At 74.8% G+C, this 16952-nt stretch carries 15 protein-coding genes and 1 riboswitch; of the genes, 11 read left to right on the forward strand and 4 right to left on the reverse strand.

Features of this window, described 5'->3' with window-relative positions; translation table 11 throughout:
* The first annotated feature begins 3 nt into the window (after positions 1–3).
* The 8 genes from ACFYZR_RS00320 to cobC all read left to right on the forward strand — a co-directional run bounded on the left by ACFYZR_RS00320 (position 4) and on the right by cobC (position 8922).
* Positions 4–234, forward strand: coding sequence for a hypothetical protein (locus ACFYZR_RS00320; protein ID WP_391902730.1), 231 nt, complete (start codon positions 4–6; stop codon positions 232–234).
* A gap of 237 nt (positions 235–471) precedes the next feature.
* Positions 472–594, forward strand: a riboswitch (cobalamin riboswitch).
* A 58-nt stretch (positions 595–652) separates the two neighbouring features.
* Positions 653–1615: a cobalamin biosynthesis protein gene (locus ACFYZR_RS00325; protein ID WP_391902732.1), complete on the forward strand. Its 963-nt coding sequence runs from the start codon at positions 653–655 to the stop codon at positions 1613–1615.
* Positions 1612–3222 (forward strand): cobyric acid synthase, encoded by a 1611-nt coding sequence (locus tag ACFYZR_RS00330; protein ID WP_391902735.1) that lies wholly within the window; start codon positions 1612–1614, stop codon positions 3220–3222. The genes ACFYZR_RS00325 and ACFYZR_RS00330 overlap by 4 nt, the downstream gene beginning before the upstream one ends.
* Complete coding sequence (locus ACFYZR_RS00335; protein WP_391902738.1) at positions 3222–5351, forward strand: putative cobaltochelatase; 2130 nt, start codon at positions 3222–3224, stop codon at positions 5349–5351. The genes ACFYZR_RS00330 and ACFYZR_RS00335 overlap by 1 nt, the downstream gene beginning before the upstream one ends.
* Positions 5351–5950: a cob(I)yrinic acid a,c-diamide adenosyltransferase gene (gene cobO, locus ACFYZR_RS00340; RefSeq protein ID WP_391902741.1), complete on the forward strand. Its 600-nt coding sequence runs from the start codon at positions 5351–5353 to the stop codon at positions 5948–5950. The genes ACFYZR_RS00335 and cobO overlap by 1 nt, the downstream gene beginning before the upstream one ends.
* The gene (locus ACFYZR_RS00345; RefSeq protein WP_391902744.1) at positions 5944–7383 is read left to right on the forward strand and encodes a cobyrinate a,c-diamide synthase; all 1440 of its coding nucleotides are present in this window, start codon (positions 5944–5946) and stop codon (positions 7381–7383) included. Before cobO ends, ACFYZR_RS00345 begins: the two co-directional genes overlap by 7 nt.
* On the forward strand, positions 7380–7757 hold the full coding sequence (locus tag ACFYZR_RS00350; protein ID WP_391902747.1) for a cobalamin biosynthesis protein: 378 nt from the start codon (positions 7380–7382) through the stop codon (positions 7755–7757). Before ACFYZR_RS00345 ends, ACFYZR_RS00350 begins: the two co-directional genes overlap by 4 nt.
* Positions 7758–7761: 4 nt before the next feature.
* Entirely contained in the window at positions 7762–8922 is a 1161-nt protein-coding gene (gene cobC / locus ACFYZR_RS00355) for an Rv2231c family pyridoxal phosphate-dependent protein CobC (RefSeq protein ID WP_391902751.1), read from the forward strand.
* Positions 8923–8977: 55 nt separating this feature from the next.
* On the opposite strand, the gene ACFYZR_RS00360 is transcribed toward cobC, so the two are convergent.
* Both ACFYZR_RS00360 and ACFYZR_RS00365 read right to left on the reverse strand, forming a co-directional pair.
* Positions 8978–9976, reverse strand: a complete 999-nt coding sequence (locus ACFYZR_RS00360) for an SCO1860 family LAETG-anchored protein (RefSeq protein WP_391902753.1) — start codon at positions 9974–9976, stop codon at positions 8978–8980.
* Positions 9977–10180: 204 nt separating this feature from the next.
* Positions 10181–11281 (reverse strand): amidohydrolase family protein, encoded by a 1101-nt coding sequence (locus ACFYZR_RS00365; RefSeq protein ID WP_391902755.1) that lies wholly within the window; start codon positions 11279–11281, stop codon positions 10181–10183.
* Between the two features lie 106 nt (positions 11282–11387).
* On the opposite strand from ACFYZR_RS00365, the gene ACFYZR_RS00370 reads away from it, so the two are divergent.
* Positions 11388–12668 (forward strand): sensor histidine kinase, encoded by a 1281-nt coding sequence (locus ACFYZR_RS00370; protein WP_391904291.1) that lies wholly within the window; start codon positions 11388–11390, stop codon positions 12666–12668.
* On the forward strand, positions 12665–13345 hold the full coding sequence (locus ACFYZR_RS00375) for a response regulator (protein WP_391902758.1): 681 nt from the start codon (positions 12665–12667) through the stop codon (positions 13343–13345). The genes ACFYZR_RS00370 and ACFYZR_RS00375 overlap by 4 nt, the downstream gene beginning before the upstream one ends.
* A gap of 93 nt (positions 13346–13438) precedes the next feature.
* On the opposite strand, the gene ACFYZR_RS00380 is transcribed toward ACFYZR_RS00375, so the two are convergent.
* On the reverse strand, positions 13439–14635 hold the full coding sequence (locus tag ACFYZR_RS00380; RefSeq protein ID WP_391902760.1) for a serine hydrolase domain-containing protein: 1197 nt from the start codon (positions 14633–14635) through the stop codon (positions 13439–13441).
* 133 nt (positions 14636–14768) lie between these two features.
* On the opposite strand from ACFYZR_RS00380, the gene ACFYZR_RS00385 reads away from it, so the two are divergent.
* Positions 14769–15941, forward strand: a complete 1173-nt coding sequence (locus ACFYZR_RS00385; protein ID WP_391904294.1) for a TerD family protein — start codon at positions 14769–14771, stop codon at positions 15939–15941.
* Here the strand turns inward: ACFYZR_RS00385 and ACFYZR_RS00390 are convergent.
* The gene (locus tag ACFYZR_RS00390; protein WP_391902764.1) at positions 15938–16936 is read right to left on the reverse strand and encodes an MsnO8 family LLM class oxidoreductase; all 999 of its coding nucleotides are present in this window, start codon (positions 16934–16936) and stop codon (positions 15938–15940) included. The genes ACFYZR_RS00385 and ACFYZR_RS00390 overlap by 4 nt on opposite strands.
* Positions 16937–16952 lie beyond the last annotated feature (16 nt).

Here is a 16952-nt window from a genome sequence, read left to right on the forward strand (position 1 = left end):
ACCATGCACATCGACTGGGCAGCTCTCGGCCAGGTCTTCGGCGTGAGCCTCGTGGTCACCGTCGGCCTCGTGGGCGTCTTCACGCTCGGCATCCTCGGCACGTCCCGCAAGCCGGAGGCCGCGGGCGCCACTTCCGCGACCGGCTCGCCTCTTCTGACCCGCACCGGCGCGTACGCGTGCTTCGCGCTGTGCGCGGCGGCGGTGGGCTACGGGATCTATCTGATCGTCGCCTGACGGGCACACCGCGTGCGTTCGCGGAGGGGCGGGACCGGGTTCTCCGGTCCCGCCCCTCCGTCGTCTCCCGCCCGCCCCTCCGTCGTCGGCGCGCGCTGCCGGGCGTCCGGGCCGTGGGCGAGAGAGCGGCGCATATGTCTTGAGGTCGGCCCGACGGCGCCAGTAGGAGCGCAGGTCAGGGCGAGTTGACGCCCCTTCCCGCCCCATGGTGGACTTCCGGAGCCAAACGGCGACAGCAGAGGAAGCCGGTGCGAATCCGGCGCGGTCCCGCCACTGTCACCGGGGAGTGTCCCCCCAACCGATGGCCACGGCGCGAGCCGGAAGGCCGGGGGCGGCGCGGATCCGGGAGCCAGGAGACTCTGGTCGCCGGTCGACGTCGAGCCAGGGCGCGGACCCTGAGTGAGGACACCGCTTCGCCATGCCCGGCAGCGATCGCTTTTCCTTCGCGTACGGCGCCGCCCTGGGCTTCGCCTGCGACCAGCTCCTCGGCGACCCCCGCCGCGGTCACCCCGTGGCCGCGTTCGGGCGGGCCGCGCAGGCCGTCGAGCGGCGGCTGTGGCGCGACCACCGGGGCTACGGCACCCTCCACACCTTGGTCTGCGCCGGTGGCGCGGTCGCCGGGGCCGGGCTGCTGGCCCGTGCCGCGCGACGTCACCGCGCGGCCGACATCGCGCTGACCGCCGCCGTCACGTGGTCCGTCCTGGGCGGCACGTCCCTGGGCCGGGAGGCCCGGGCCATCGGCGGGGCGCTGGCCGCCGGGGACCTGGAGGTCGCCCGGGAGCGGCTGCCGCACCTGTGCGGCCGCGACCCGCAGGCGCTGGACGCGCAGCAGATCGCCCGGGCCGTGGTGGAGTCCGTCGCCGAGAACACCTCCGACGCCGTCGTGGGCGCCCTCGTCTGGGGCGCCCTGGGGGGCGTGCCCGGGCTCGTGGGCTTCCGGGCGGTCAACACCCTCGACGCCATGGTGGGTCACAAGTCGCCCAGGCTCCGGCGGTTCGGCTGGGCGTCGGCCCGGCTCGACGACGTCGTCGGCTGGCCGGGCGCCCGGCTGACCGCCGCGCTCACGGTCCTCGCCGGGCCCGATCCGCGCGGCGCCCTGCGCGTGGCCCGGCGCGACGCCTCCCGCCACCCCAGCCCCAACGCCGGGCCGGTCGAGGCCGCCTTCGCCGGGGCCCTGGGCGTCCGCCTGGGCGGCACCCTCGCCTACGCCGGGCGCGTCGAGCACCGCCCCGTACTGGGCGGGGAGAACCGTCCCGTGCGGACGGCCGACATCGAGCGCGCGGTCCGGCTCTCGCGCCGGGTGTCGCTGCTGGCCCTGGGGACGGCGGTTGCGGTTCGTACGGTGGGCAGCCTGTTCAGGAAGGCGGGGAGGAATCGGTGACAGTCTCGGTGACAGCCGACAGGAGCGGGCGTACGGGCCCGCCGGGCGGGGGCCTGCTGGTGGCCGGGACCACCTCGGACGCGGGCAAGAGCGTGGTCACGGCCGGGATCTGCCGCTGGCTGGTCCGCAAGGGCGTCAAGGTCGCGCCGTTCAAGGCGCAGAACATGTCCCTCAACTCCTTCGTGACGCGCGACGGCGCGGAGATAGGGCGCGCGCAGGCCATGCAGGCCGCCGCCGCCCGCGTCGAGCCGAGCGCCCTCATGAACCCGGTGCTGCTCAAGCCCGGCAGCGACCGCAGCAGCCAGGTCGTCCTCATGGGCAAGCCGGTGGGCGAGCTCAGCGCCCGCGGCTACCACGCGGGCCGCCAGGAGCAGCTGTTCGGCACGGTGACGGAGTGCCTGGCCGAGCTGCGGCGCACCCACGACGCCGTGATCTGCGAGGGGGCCGGCAGCCCAGCCGAGATCAACCTGCGCCGCTCCGACATCGTCAACATGGGCATCGCCCGGGCCGCGCGCCTGCCCGTGGTCGTGGTCGGCGACATCGACCGGGGCGGTGTCTTCGCCTCCTTCTTCGGTACGACAGCGCTGCTCTCCCCCGAGGACCAGGAGCTGATAGCGGGTTACGTGGTCAACAAGTTCCGGGGCGACGTGAGTCTGCTGGAGCCGGGGCTGGAGATGCTGCGCGACCTGACGGGCCGGCGGACGTTCGGCGTGCTGCCGTTCGCCCACGGCCTGGGCATCGACGAGGAGGACGGCCTGCGCGTGTCCCTGCGCGGCGCGGTCCGCGAGTCCGTGGTCGCCCCGCCGCACGGCGCGGACGTCCTGCGGGTCGCCGTGTGCGCGGTGCCGCTGATGTCGAACTTCACGGACGTCGACGCGCTGGCGGCCGAACCGGGCGTCGTCGTGCGGTTCGTGGACCGCCCCGAGGAGCTCGCCGACGCCGACCTGGTCGTCGTACCGGGCACGCGCGGCACGGTACGGGCGCTCGCGTGGCTGCGCGAACGCGGGCTCGCCGACGCGCTCGTACGGCGGGCGGCGGAGGGCCGCCCGGTGCTGGGCATCTGCGGCGGCTTCCAGCTGCTGGGCGAGCGGATCGACGACGAGGTCGAGTCGAAGGCCGGCACGGTCGAGGGCCTGGGCCTGCTGCCGGTGCGCGTGCGGTTCGCGGTCGGGAAGACCCTGGCCCGCCCGGTCGGCGAGGCCCTGGGCGAGCACGTCGAGGGGTACGAGATCCACCACGGCGTCGCCGAGGTGCTGGGCGGGGCCGAGGCGTTCATCTCTGATGACAAAGGACACAGCCTGGACGGCTGCCGGGTGGGCGCGGTGTGGGGCACGCACTGGCACGGCTCGCTGGAGAGCGACGGCTTCCGCCGGGCGTTCCTGCGCGAGGTCGCGAAGGCGGCCGGACGGGCGTTCGTCCCCGCCCCCGACACGTCGTTCGCCGCGCTGCGGGAGGAACAGCTCGACCGGCTCGGCGATCTGATCGAGGAGCACGCGGACACGGACGCGCTGCTGCGCCTGATCGAGGACGGGGTGCCGGGCGGACTGCCGTTCATACCGCCCGGGGCGCCGCCACTGATTCGTTCCCCCCAGGGAGGCAACCGCTGATGTCCTCGTCCACCTACCCCTTCACCGCGATCGTCGGCATGGCCGACATGCGGCTGGGCCTCCTGCTCAACGCGATCTCGCCGTCGATCGGCGGTGTCCTCGTGCGCGGCGAGAAGGGCACCGCGAAGACCACCACCGTCCGGGCCCTGGCCGCGCTGCTGCCCGAGGTCGTGACCGTCGCGGGCTGCCGGTTCTCCTGCGACCCGGCGGCCCCGGACCCCCACTGCCCCGACGGGCCGCACGGCGGCGGCGACGGTGTCGATGACAGCGCCGTCCGCCCCGCCCGGATGGTCGAACTGCCCGTCGGCGCCTCCGAGGACCGCCTCGTCGGCTCGCTCGACATCGAGCGGGCGCTGGGCGAGGGCGTCAAGGCGTTCGAGCCCGGCCTGCTGGCCGCGGCGCACCGGGGCGTGCTCTACGTCGACGAGGTCAACCTGCTGGGCGACCACCTCGTGGACAGCCTGCTGGACGCGGCGGCGACCGGCGTCTCCTCCGTCGAGCGCGAGGGCGTCTCCGTACGCCACGCCTCCCGCTTCCTCCTCGTGGGCACCATGAACCCCGAGGAGGGCGAGCTGCGCCCGCAGCTCCTCGACCGCTTCGGGCTGACCGTCGAGGTCGCCGCCTCCCGCGAGACCGAGGAGCGCGTCGAGGTCGTGCGCCGGCGCCTCGCCTTCGACGAGGACCCGGCGGCCTTCGCCGCCAAGTGGGCGCCGGAGGAGGACACGCTGCGCGAGCGCATCGCCGCCGCGCGGGCGCTGCTGCCGGGCGTACGGCTCGGGGACGGCGCGCTGCGCCGGATCGCGGCGGTGTGCGCCGGGTTCGAGGTGGACGGCATGCGCGCGGACATCGTGACAGCACGCACCTCCGCCGCGCTGGCCGCCTGGGCGGGGCGTACGGATGTGACGACGGCGGACGTACGGCAGGCGGCGCTGCTGGCGCTGCCGCACCGGCGCCGCCGGAACCCGTTCGACGCGCCCGGCCTGGACGAGGACAGGCTGGACGAGATCCTCGCGGGGTTCGAGGACGAGGAGCCGGATCCGGAGCCGGACGGTCCGGAGCCGGACGGGGACGGGCCCGAGGGCCCGGAAGACCCCGGCGGTGGCCCGGACGGCGGCCCGGACAACGGACCGGACGGTGGCCCCGACGGCGGTGGGCAGCCCCCGCAGGACGCCGGCGACGCACCGGCCGCCACCACGGACGTACCGCCGCAGCGGCGCGAGCCCGCCCCACAGGAGGCGTCGGCCTCCGGGAGCGACGGCGGCGGGGAGGCTCCCAAGGCCCCTGAGACCCCCGCCGTGGCGGCGGCGGAGCCGTTCCGGACCCGGCGGTTCACCGTCCCCGGCCTCGGCGAGGGCGCCGACGGGCGCCGCTCGCGCGCGCTCACGGCGCACGGCCGGACGACGGGGGCGCGCCGGCCGCGCGGGGGCGCGCTGTCGAAGCTGCACCTCGCCGCGACCGTCCAGGCCGCCGCCCCGCACCAGCGGGTGCGGGGCCGCAGCGGTCCCGGGCTGGTCGTCCGGCGCGACGACCTGCGCGAGGCCGTGCGCGAAGGGCGCGAGGGGAACCTGGTGCTGTTCGTCGTGGACGCCTCCGGCTCCATGGCGGCCCGCAAGCGGATGAGCGCGGTCAAGGGCGCGGTGCTCTCCCTGCTGATGGACGCCTACCAGCGCCGCGACAAGATCGGGATGGTGACGTTCCGGGGCGCCGGCGCGGAGGTGGCGCTGCCGCCGACGTCGTCCGTGGAGGCGGGCGCGGCCCGGCTGGAGAAGCTGCCGACCGGCGGCCGGACGCCGCTGGCGGCGGGCCTGCTCCAGGCGCACGAGGTGCTGCGCGTGGAGCGCATGCGCGATCCTTCGCGCCGTCCGCTGCTGGTCGTCGTGACCGACGGGCGGGCGACGGGCGGCGTGGAGCCGCTGGCGCGGGCCGAGCGCGCGGCCGGGCTGCTCGCGGGCTCCGGCGTCGCCTCGGTGGTCGTGGACTGCGAGGCCGGGCCGGTGCGGCTCGGCCTGGCGGGCGAGCTGGGCCGGGCGCTCGGCGGGCCGGTGGTGACGCTCGACGATCTGCGCGCGGAGAATGTCTCCGCGCTGGTACGCACCGTACGGAACACCGACTCACGGAGGGCCGCGTAATGCCCAAGGGACAGCCGACCGTCGTACCCGACGACGGGCTCACCACACGTCAGCGCCGCAACCGGCCGCTGGTCCTCGTCCACACCGGCATCGGCAAGGGCAAGTCGACGGCCGCCTTCGGGCTGGCGCTGCGGGCCTGGAACCAGGGCTGGCCGATCGGGGTGTTCCAGTTCGTGAAGTCCGCGAAGTGGAAGGTCGGCGAGGAGAACGCGCTGCGGGTGCTGGGCGCCTCCGGCGAGGGCGGCACGGTCGACTGGCACAAGATGGGCGAGGGCTGGTCCTGGATCCAGCGCGATTCCGAACTCAGCAACGAGGAGAAGGCCCGCGAGGGCTGGGAGCAGGTCAAGCGCGACCTGGCGGCCGAGTCGTACAAGCTGTACGTGCTGGACGAGTTCGCGTACCCGATGCACTGGGGCTGGATCGACACGGACGAGGTGATCGAGGTGCTGCGGGACCGCCCCGGCACCCAGCACGTCGTCATCACCGGCCGCAACGCCCCGCAGAAGCTCCTCGACTTCGCGGACCTGGTCACGGACATGTCCAAGGTCAAGCACCCGATGGACGAGGGCCAGAAGGGCCAGCGGGGCATCGAGTGGTGAGTACGCACGTCCCCCGCCTGGTCATCGCCGCGCCGGCCTCCGGCAGCGGCAAGACCACGGTGGCCACCGGGCTGATGCGGGCCTTCGCGGACGCGGGGCTCGCGGTCTCCCCCCACAAGGTGGGGCCGGACTACATCGACCCGGGCTACCACGCGCTCGCGACCGGCCGCCCGGGCCGCAACCTCGACGCCTACATGTGCGGCCCGGAGCGCGTGGCCCCGCTGTTCCTCCACGGGGCGGCGGGCTGCGACCTCGCGGTCGTCGAGGGCGTCATGGGCCTCTACGACGGCGCGAGCGGGCAGGGCGAGCTGGCCTCGACGGCCCATGTGGCGAAGCTCCTGCGGGCGCCGGTGGTGCTCGTCGTCGACGCGTCGTCGCAGTCGCGGTCCGTGGCGGCCCTGGTGCACGGCTTCGCCTCCTGGGACCCGGAGGTACGGGTCGCGGGCGTCATCCTCAACAAGGTCGGCTCGGACCGCCACGAGGAGCTGCTGCGGGAGGCGCTGGGGGAATCGGGCGTACCGGTGCTGGGCGCGGTGCGACGCGCCGGGCAGGTGCACACGCCGTCCCGCCACCTGGGCCTGGTCCCGGTCGCGGAACGACGAGCGGACGCGGTGGACGCGGTGGCGGAGTTCGCCACACGGGTCCGCCAGGGCTGCGACCTGGAGGGCCTGATGGCCCTGGCCCGCAGCGCACCGCCGCTGCCGGAGGAAGCGTGGAACCCCGCGTTGTGGGCAGGCGTTCCGCAGGGCGATGGGGGTACCTCCCATGCCGTTCAGGCTATGGGGGAGGGTGGGCACAACGCGACGACGGACCCGCACCCGAACCGTGCCCCCGTGATCGCCGTAGCCGGCGGTCCGGCGTTCACGTTCGCGTACGCCGAGCACACCGAATTGCTCACCGCCGCCGGCGCACAGGTAGCGACCTTCGACCCGCTGCGGGACGAGTCGCTCCCGCCCGGCACATCGGCCATCGTCATCGGCGGCGGCTTCCCCGAAATGTACGCGGCGGAGCTCTCCGCGAACGAGCCGCTCCGCGCGGCCGTGGCGGCGCTCGCCTCGACCGGCGCCCCGATCGCCGCCGAATGCGCGGGCTTGCTCTACCTGGCCCGCAGCCTCGACGGCAAACCCATGTGCGGCGTCCTCGACGCCGACGCCCGCATGTCGGAGCGCCTCACCCTCGGCTATCGCGAGGCCGTCGCGCTCACCGACAGCCCGCTCGCCGCCGCGGGCACCCGCGTCCGGGGACACGAGTTCCACCGCACGGTGATCGAGCCGACGGCGGGCGCCACCCCCGCGTGGGGGATCACGCACCCCCGCCGCCAGGTGGAGGGTTTCGTACAGGGAGGCGTGCACGCCTCCTATCTCCACACCCACTGGGCGGGCGCCCCCGGCACGGCCTCCCGCCTCGTCGCGGGAGCGGGCAGCACGGGGTGACGACCCTCCACATCGGCGTCGGCGCCTGCCGCGGCGTGTCCCCCGATGAGGTGATCGCCCTCATCGGGCGGGCCCTCCAGGAGAGCGGCGCCGACGCCGCCGCGATCGCCGCCCTCGCGACCGTCGACGTCAAGGCGGACGAGCCCGGGCTCCTCGCGGCGGCCCACCACCTCGGGGTGCCCCTGACCGCGTACGGCGCCGAAGCGCTCGCCGCCCAGCCGGTGCCCCACCCCTCCGAAGCGGCCCGCAGGGCGACGGGCGCGCCCGGTGTCGCGGAGGCCGCCGCGCTGCTGTCGGCGGGGGCCGGCGGTGTCCTTCTCGTCGGGAAGCGGAAGTCCGGGCGAGCGACGTGCGCGATCGCCTGTACCGTCTGATTTCATGCACATATCGCAATCCGCGCGCGCCCCTCACGCGTCGTCCCCCGAGCCCGACCTCCGGCACCACGGGGACGTGGAAGTACGCGGCATGGGCGCCGAGTTGACCGACCTCGCCGTCAATGTGCGGTCCGGGACGCCCCCGGAGTGGCTGCGGGAGCGGATAGCGGAGTCGCTGGGCACGCTCGCGGCGTACCCGGACGGGCGGGCGGCCCGGCGGGCCGTCGCCGCGCGGCACGGGCTGCCGGAGGAGCGGGTGCTGCTGACGGCGGGGGCGGCGGAGGCGTTCGTGCTGCTGGCGCGGGCCCTGCCGGTGCGCCGGGCCGTGGTGGTGCACCCGCAGTTCACCGAGCCGGAGGCGGCCCTGCGGGACGCCGGGCACGCGGTGGAGCGCGTGGTGCTGGACCCGGAGGACGGGTTCCGGCTCGACCCGCGCGCGGTGCCCGGGGACGCGGATCTGGTGGTCGTCGGCAACCCCACCAACCCCACCTCGATCCTCCACCCGGCCTCGGCCCTGGCCCGGCTGGCGCGGCCGGGCCGGATCCTCGTGGTGGACGAGGCGTTCATGGACGCGGTGCCCGGCGAGCGGGAATCACTGGCCTCCCGCACGGACCTGCCGGGGCTCGTCGTACTGCGCAGCCTCACCAAGACCTGGGGCCTCGCGGGGCTGCGTGTCGGCTATGTGCTCGCCGCGCCCGACACCGTGGCCACGCTGGAGCGCGCCCAGCCGCTGTGGCCGGTGTCGTCGCCGGCGCTGGTGGCGGCGGAGGCGTGCAGCGCGCCGCGCGCGGTGGCCGAGTCCGCGCTCGCGGCGCATGTGACCGCCGCCGACCGGGCCCATCTGCTGGCGCGGCTCGCGGAGTTCCCGGAGCTGACCGTGCGGGGCCCGGCGGCCGGGCCGTTCGTCCTCGTCCGGCTGCCGGGGGCGGCGACGGTGCGGTCCCGGCTGCGCGGCCTCGGCTTCGCGGTGCGCCGGGGCGACACGTTCCCGGGGCTGGGGCCGGACTACCTCCGCCTGGCGGTCCGGGACCGCGCGACGTCGGACCGCTTCGTCACCGCCCTGCGGACAGCCCTCGACGACCTGGGCGGCCGCCGGGCCGGAAGCGGGGCCGCTGAGGACAGGGCCGTCGGCGACGGCCGGGCCGAGGCACCGGCGGCGCGCTGAGCTGAGCGCACCGCCGGGCCGAGCCCCGTCCTCACCCCGCCCTGCCTCCGCGCTCTCAGCCCTCGGACTCCCGCCCGTTCTCCTTGCGGCGCCGTGCGGCGATGAGCGCACCCCCTCCCCCGACGACCAGCAGCCCGGCCGCGGCCGCGAGGTAGGGGGTGGCGGAGCCGCCGCCGGTCTCGGCGAGGTCCTGCCCGGCCGGTTCGCCGGTCCGTCCGGCGGCCGCCTGCTTGGCCTCCGTACCGGTGCCGCTCTTCGCGGGCGCGCCCGGACCGTCCCCGGGCTTCACCGGGTCGGAGGGCCGGTCCGCCGGGGACTCGCAGGAGGCCCGTACCAGCGTCACCTTGCCCACCACCTTGGCCACGCCCAGCGCCAGCGGGTCCACGGAGACGTCGAGGTCGAGCGCGGTGGCGGCGGCGGTGCGGGAGGTGGTGACGGTCTTCGACAGGTCCAGCCGCACGTCCCCCACCCCCGGCACGGTCACCTTGGTCGGGCCGTTCGGGGTGAGCGTGACCTTCTTGCCGAGCACGGAGACGGAGCCCAGGAGGTTCGCGGTGGCCTTCGGCTTCGCGCCCGCCTCGCAGACGGCCTCGGAGGTGACCTGCTGGATCTCGACGAGCGAGCGCAGGGGCAGGCCGGGGAGGCGCACCTTGGCGTGGGCGAGGTTGGCGTAGCCCTTGGCGGCCCGGCGGTCGGCGGTGGCGCGGGCGGTGGCGGCGTCGGCGCGCAGGATGTCGACGGCCTCACCGCCCTCGATGCCGTCGAGGGTGACGCTGAGCGCGGTCTTCGAGGCGTCGTTCGAGGCGTCGGCGGGCGCCTTGACGTCGTTGAGGACGGCCTCGACGGGAACGTGCGCGGCCTTGCCGAGCAGGGAGACGTCGAGCCCGGTCCGCAGGACGGTCGCGTCGGCCCGGCCGGACCCGGATCCGGTGGCGGTACCGGTGGCGCTCGCGGGCGCGGCGGCCAGGGCGAGCGCGGTCGCGGTGACCGTCGCGGCCAGGGCCGTGAACCGGTGCGCGGGCATGCCGAAGGAAGAGCTGGTGGTGCTGAACACGTGTGTGGAACCCCCACGGGAGAAAGGAGCCGCCGGCGCGCCAATGGGGGACATCGCGCGCCGACGACTTGACTCCGCAATGTTCGATGCCCGGAGGGTGAACGGGCGGCGCTCTACCGCCAGTTCACTCCAAAGGGTGGGTTTCGCATCCGCATTCGAGCCAACTGTCGCAGAAGTGCCCGCGCGGCACACTCCGCCCCAGGCTCAGGCCACCACGCGCCCCCGCAGCACCACCCTGCTCGGCGCGCCGAGCACCCGTACGTCCGCGCGCGGGTCGGCGTCGTAGACGACGAGGTCCGCCGGGGCGCCCTCCTCCAGGCCCGGCCGGCCCAGCCACTCCCGCGCTCCCCACGTGGCCGCCGACAGCGCGGCCGACGCCGGGAGGCCCGCCTTGACCAGCTCCTCGACCTCCTGGCCGACCAGTCCGTGCGGCAGCGATCCGCCCGCGTCCGTACCCACGTAGACGGGGATTCCCGCGTCGTAGGCGGCGCCCACGGTGGCGTAGCGGCGCGCGTGCAGCCGGCGCATGTGGTCCGCCCAGCGCGGGAACTTGCGCTCGCCGCCCTCCGCGAGCCCGGGGAAGGTGGCGATGTTGACCAGCGTCGGCACGATGGCCACGCCCCGCTCGGCGAAGAGCGGGATCGTCTCCTCGGTCAGCCCCGTGGCGTGTTCGACGCAGTCGATGCCCGCCTCCACGAGCGGGGCGAGGGTCTCCTCGGCGAAGCAGTGGGCCGTGACCCGGGCGCCCAGCCGGTGGGCCTCGGCGATGGCGGCCTCGACCGCGCCGCGCGGCCAGCAGGCCCCCAGGTCGCCCGTCTCGCGGTCGATCCAGTCGCCCACCAGCTTCACCCAGCCGTCCCCGCGCCGCGCCTCGCGCGCCACATAGGCCACCAGGTCCTCGGGCTCGATCTCGTGCGCGTAGTTGCGGATGTAACGGCGGGTACGGGCGATGTGCCGGCCCGCGCGGATGATGCGCGGCAGGTCCTCGCGCTCGTCGATCCAGCGGGTGTCGGAGGGGGATCCGGCGTCGCGCAGCAGCAGCGCGCCCGCGTGACGCTCGGTCAGCGCCTGTTTCTCGGTGGTCGCGTCGTCGACCGCGCCGTGCGCGTCGAGTCCCACGTGGCAGTGGGCGTCCACCAGGCCGGGGAGCACCCACCCCTCGACGGTGGTGACGTCCTTCGCCCCGGCCGGCCGGTCGAAGGTGATCCGCCCGCCCACCACCCACAGCTCGTCGCGCACCCCGTCCACCGGGTCCGGTCCGACGAGTATCCGTCCCTTGATGTGCAGCACCGCGCCGTTGTCCATGCAGGCACTGTACGAGCCCGCCGTCACTCGCGTCCGATCACCAGCCGATCATCACCGGCTCCGCGCCGAAAGCCTCCGGACGCAAGTGATCTACGCTGTGCGCGTGATGGTGACGGCCGCGCTCCGGCGCCCCATGAGCGCGGCGCTGGGCCGGCGCGCCCGGCTGCGCTGGGTGCACCTGCTGCTCGGCGGCGCCCTGTCGATGCCGTTCTACCTGCTGACGAACACGCTGGTGTCGCTGTTCCGGCCGGACGGCAACATCCTCTTCTCCTCCTCCCTCGTCCGGCAGTTCGGCGTGCTGTTCCTCGCGCTCGGCCCGGTGGCCGTCACGGCGCTGCATCCGCTCGTCCGCCCCTTCGAGGGCGAGGCGGCCCGGGTGCTGTGCGGGGTGCCCCGGGAGGCGCTGGCCCTGGAGCCCGGCCGGTCGTGGGCCGCCCGGGGCCGGACGGCCGCGTGGTGCGCGCTGCACCTGGCGGTGGGGGCCGTCGTGAGCGGGATGTCGCTGGCCACGCCGCCGGCGGCGCTGTACCTGATCGCCCTGCCGTTCCTGGACGGGCAGGGCAAGCTCGCCGAGGTCGCCTGGCTGCGCGTCTTCACCGGGCCGGGCGTGCTGCTCGCGCCCTTGGCCGGGTGCGCGCTGCTGACGCTGGTCGTCGCCACCTCCTGGGCGGCGGGCTCGCTGCTGGCGCGCTGGGCGCCCGTCCTGCTGGGTCCCACGGCGGCGGACCGGCTCGTGGCGGCCGAGGAGCACGCGCACCGGCTGGCCCTGCGCAACCGGCTGGCGCGCGAGCTGCACGACTCGGTCGGGCACGCGCTCAGCGCGGTGAGCCTCCAGGCGAGCGCCGCGCGCCGGGTCCTGGACCACGACCCCGAGTTCGCCCGGCAGGCCCTGGCCGCGATCGAGGAGGCCGCGCGCGAGGCGGTCGGCGAACTCGACGCCGTGCTGGGGCTGCTGCGCGAGGACGGCTCCTCCCCCACCGCCCCGGCGCCCACCCTGGCCGACGTCGGCGGCCTGCTGGAACGTACCCGTGCGGCGGGCGGCACGGTCGAGTGCGTCCTGCCGTCCGGCGGTCTGGAGAAGATCCCCCCGGTGCCCTCCCGCGAGGCCTACCGGATCGTGCAGGAAGGTCTCGGCAACGCCCTGCGGCACGCGGACGGGTTGCCCGTGCGGCTGCGCGTCGCCGTGCACGACGACACCTTGGAGATATTGATGGAGAACCCCGTGAAACCCGGTGCCCGGGCCGGCGTCCCCCGCCCCGGCGGCGGCCGCGGCCTCACCGGCATCGCCGAGCGCGCCCGGCTGCTGCGCGGCACCAGCGAGGCCGGCGAACACGACGGCGTATGGCGCCTGTCGGCCCGGCTGCCGCTGCGGGGCGAGGCCCGGTGACCCCGTCCACCAACTCCGCCGACCCGATACGCGTCGTCCTCGCGGACGACGAACACCTCGTCCGCACCGCCCTGCGGGCCATCCTGGGCGCCGAGCCGGGCGTGGAGGTCGTCGGCGAGGCGACCACGGGCGCCGAGGCGGTGTCGGTGGTGCGCGCGCTGCGGCCCGACGTCGTGCTGATGGACGTCCGGATGCCCGAGGTCGACGGCATCCGCGCCACCGAGCGGATCCTGGCCGGCATGGACGACCCGCCGCGCGTCGTCGTCGTGACCACCTTCGAGAACGACGCCTACGTCTACGACGCGCTGCGCGCCGGAGCGTCGGGGTTCCTCCTCAAACGCGCGGGCGCCGACGAACTCGTCCAGGCCGTGAAGCTGGTGGCCCGCAGCGACTCGCTGCTCTTCCCCGCCGCCGTACGCGCCCTGGCCGCCGCCCACGCCGCTCCCAGGAGCGACGACAGGGCGGCGGCCCTGCGGGAACAGCTGTCGGAACGGGAGGCGGAGGTATTGCGGCTGCTGGCGACCGGCCTGTCGAACGCGGAGATCGCCACGCGGATGGCGCTGGGGCCCGCCACGGTCAAGACCCATGTGGCGGGCGTGCTCGCCAAGCTGGGCGTACGGGACCGTACGCAGGCGGTCATCGCCGCGTACGAATGCGGGTTCGTCAGCCCCCGCTGACGGGGGTTTTCCGCGCCTTCGGCGCGGTTCTACCCCACCCACCCGCCCGATTGCCCGGAACGGGATTGCCCGGTCACCCCGCCCCGCCCCGCGTCAGGCGGGGGTGACCCGCACCACGCAGTCGCGGACGGTCTTCGCCAGCACGCCCACCTCCGGGGCCGCCCCGCCCGGGAAGGCGAACCGGCGCCGGTTGTAGCCGAAGGCGAGGCCGACGCTCGGGTCGGCGAAGGCCTGCGAGCCCGCCGCACCGCTGTGCCCGAACGAACGGGCGCCCAGGAACGGGTAATCCACAGCCGTGGCGGCGAAGCCCAGGCCGAAGGCGTGGATCACACCGCTCAGGGCCAGGTCGGGCCCGAAGGAGTGGACCTCCGCGACACGAGCGGCCGTCTCGGCGGTGAGCAGCGGCGCCTTCCCGTCGACCTCGCTGATCGCCGCCGCGTACATCCGGGCCAGTCCCCGGGCGGAGGCCACACCGCCGGCGGAGGCCTGACCGCCGGCACGCACCTCACGGGAGTTGGGGAAGGACTCGAGGTCCGTCGGGTGCTCAGGGTGGTTGACGTTGAAGGCTATGCCCCAGAGGCTCTCGGGCCCGGCGGCGCCCAGGGCCTTCTCCCGCTTCTGCTCGGGCGTGGGGTCCATCGGCTGGGTGGAGAGCCAGCGGTGCTCCTGCTCCTCGGGCAGGCCCAGGTAGAAGTCCAGGCCGTACGGGGCGCGGATCCGCTCCTCGTACACCTCCTGAAGCGTCTGCCCGGTGACCCGGCGGACGACCTCGCCGGTCAGGGCGCCGATCACCAGCGCGTGGTAGCCGAAGGCCGTGCCCGGGCGCCAGTACGGGCGCTGGCCCGCCAGCCGCTCGGCGATCAGCCGGTCGTCGGCCAGCTCCTTCGGGGTGAACCCGCCGTCGGCGCCGACCAGGCCCGCGCGGTGGGTCAACAGGTCGCGCAGGGTGACGTGCTCCTTGCCCGCCGAGCCGAACTCCGGCCAGTAGTGGCGCACTTCCTCGTCCAGGTCCAGCGTGCCGTCCTGCACCAGCAGGGCGACGACGAGGTGCGCCGCGCCCTTGCTGGACGAGAACACACCGGTGAGCGAGTCCCCCGTGATCCCGGGCCCGCCCCACAGGTCCACGACCTGCTTGCCGTCCACGTACGCCGCCAGCTGCGCCGAGTGCCCGGCGCGCTCCTCGGCCAGCGTGGCCTCGAACGCCTCGCGCACGGGCTCGAAGCCCTCGGCGACGGTACCCTGCGCGACATGTGCGTTATGTGCGACATGCGCGTTGCCGTTGTCCGACATATGCCCCCCCATGATCAAAGTCGAATGACGAGTTGCACAGCTTCCGGCCGCGTTCGAATATTCCCGGCCCGATTCGACCTCCGGGTCATGGAACCGTAAAGGTCCAAGGCTCGTTACCTGGTACATGACCGCTATGACACCCGGCTCGAACATCCCGCTCTCCGTCACCCGTGTGACGGTGGACGTCACCGCCCCCGTGCGGCTCGACGTTTCGGGCCTGCTGCTCACCGCCGACGGCAAGGTGCGCTCCGACGACGACTTCGTCTTCTACAACCAGCCCAGCGCCCCCGGTGTGACGCACCGCGCCGCCTCCGGCGCCACGCCCGACGCGATCGTCGTCGACACGGCGGCCGTCCCCGCCGGCATCGACAAGATCGTGGTCACCGCGAGCCCGGACGCCCAGGGCGCCACCTTCGCGGGCACCGAGCCGACGGCCACCGTGCGCGGCGCGGACGACGGCTTGGTGATCGCCACGTTCACCCCGCCCCGGCTGAACACGGAGACGGCACTGGTGGTCGTGGAGATCTACCGGCGCAATGGCGCGTGGAAGCTCCGCGCGGTGGGTCAGGGATACGCCGACGGTCTGGCGGGCATCGCCACGGACTTCGGGGTGAGCGTGGAGGAGCCGGCGGCGGCGCCCGCGCCTGCTCCGGCTCCGGTGGCCGCTCCGGCTCCGGTGGCCGCTCCGGTGGTTCCTCCGGCCCCGGCCGCCCCGCCCGCGGTCCCCGGGAAGATCAACCTGGACAAGGGCCGGGTGAGCCTCCGGAAGAACGAGACGGTCTCCCTGGTCAAGGGCGGTCAGCCGCTGACCCGTTCGGTCAAGATGGGCCTCGGCTGGGAGCCCGCCTGGAACAGCCGGGCCATCGACCTCGACGCCTCGGTCATCGCCTACGGCCCCGACCGCAACATGATCGACGCCTGCTACTTCGGCCGGCTCCAGATCCTCAACGGCGTCATCCAGCACTCCGGCGACAACCTCACCGGCGAGGGCTCCGGCGACGACGAGACCATCACCGTGCACCTGGGCGGCCTGCCGCCCGAGGTGACGGGCCTCGTCTTCACCGTCAGCTCCTTCAACGGCCAGAAGTTCACCGAGGTCGCCAAGGCGTACTGCCGCCTGCTGGACGCCCAGACCGGCGAGGAGCTCGTCCGCTTCGACCTCACCGGCTCCGAGCCCCAGACGGGCGTCCTGATGTGCAAGTTCATCCGCCAGTACTCGGGCGAGTGGGAGATGACGGCCCTGGGCGACTTCGTCAAGTCCAAGACGGTACGGGACCTGGTGAAGCCGGCGGCGCAGGCGCTCTAGGAACGGGAGGAACGGGCCAGGCGCCGGTACGAGTCCAGCAGCGCGTCCCGGTCGTACGAACTGGTCGTGACCAGTACCTCGTCGGCCCCGGTGCGGGCCACGAGGGCGTCGAGGGCGGCCGTCACGTCGTCCTCGGTGCCGTGGATGTGGCCGCGCAGCCCGGCCTCGTAGAACCCGCGCTCGCGGTCCGTCATCGCCGGGACCAGCGTCTCCTCGATCTCCTCGGCCGGGCGCAGGGGCGGGAACGCCCCGTGCGTCCGCGAGTGGGCCAGGGCCCATGCCTCGGGGACGAAGAGCCGGCGGGCGGCGTCGCGGGTCCCGGCGACGGCCACGTTGCCGGCGACGACGACGTAGGGCTCGTCCCACCACGCGGAGGGGGTGAAGGCCGCCCGGTAGCGTTCCACGGCGGCCGTCATCGCGCCTTCGCCCTTGAGGCCGCCGATGACCAGGGCGGCTCCGGCGCGGGCGGCTGTGTCGGCGCCCGCGTTGTTGGCGAGCACGAACAGTGGTGGGCGGAGGCCCTCGGCGGGCAGCGCGTGGACGCCGGGGTGCGGGGTGGGCTCGCCCGTGAACCAGCCGGTCAGTTCCGCCAGCTGGCCCGCGAAGTCGCCCATCGCGTCCTTTGCCGTGCCCAGGGCGCGTCGGATGCCGTCCGTGAAGCCGACCGAGCGGCCGAGGCCCATGTCGATCCGGCCGGGGAAGAGGGAGGCGAGCACGCCGAACTGTTCGGCGACGACCAGGGGGCGGTGGTTGGGCAGCATCACGCCGCCGGTGCCGACGCGGATGCGGGAGGTCGCGGTGGCGACGGCTGCGGCGAGCACGGCGGGGGCGGAGCCGGCGACGCCGGGGACGCTGTGGTGTTCGGACACCCAGAAGCGGTGGTAGCCGAGCGCCTCGACCTCCCGCGCGAACCGCACGGTGTCCCGCAGCGCCTGCCCGGGCTCCTCGCCCTGACGGGTGCGGGAACGGTCGAGTACGGAGAGCTTGTACGTCACCTTTGGGTCAACGCGG

Source organism: Streptomyces sp. NPDC001678, assembly GCF_042892945.1.
Taxonomy (GTDB): domain Bacteria; phylum Actinomycetota; class Actinomycetes; order Streptomycetales; family Streptomycetaceae; genus Streptomyces.

Excerpts from the sequence above, each read along its gene's own strand:
- ACFYZR_RS00320 (WP_391902730.1), top strand. The coding sequence starts at position 4 with ATGCACATCGACTGGGCAGCTCTCGGCCAGGTCTTCGGCGTGAGCCTC.
- ACFYZR_RS00325 (WP_391902732.1), top strand. The coding sequence starts at position 653 with ATGCCCGGCAGCGATCGCTTTTCCTTCGCGTACGGCGCCGCCCTGGGC.
- ACFYZR_RS00335 (WP_391902738.1), top strand. The coding sequence starts at position 3,222 with ATGTCCTCGTCCACCTACCCCTTCACCGCGATCGTCGGCATGGCCGAC.
- cobO (WP_391902741.1), top strand. The coding sequence starts at position 5,351 with ATGCCCAAGGGACAGCCGACCGTCGTACCCGACGACGGGCTCACCACA.
- cobC (WP_391902751.1), top strand. The coding sequence starts at position 7,762 with ATGCACATATCGCAATCCGCGCGCGCCCCTCACGCGTCGTCCCCCGAG.
- ACFYZR_RS00365 (WP_391902755.1), bottom strand. The coding sequence starts at position 11,281 with ATGGACAACGGCGCGGTGCTGCACATCAAGGGACGGATACTCGTCGGA.
- ACFYZR_RS00370 (WP_391904291.1), top strand. The coding sequence starts at position 11,388 with ATGGTGACGGCCGCGCTCCGGCGCCCCATGAGCGCGGCGCTGGGCCGG.
- ACFYZR_RS00380 (WP_391902760.1), bottom strand. The coding sequence starts at position 14,635 with ATGTCGGACAACGGCAACGCGCATGTCGCACATAACGCACATGTCGCG.
- ACFYZR_RS00385 (WP_391904294.1), top strand. The coding sequence starts at position 14,769 with ATGACACCCGGCTCGAACATCCCGCTCTCCGTCACCCGTGTGACGGTG.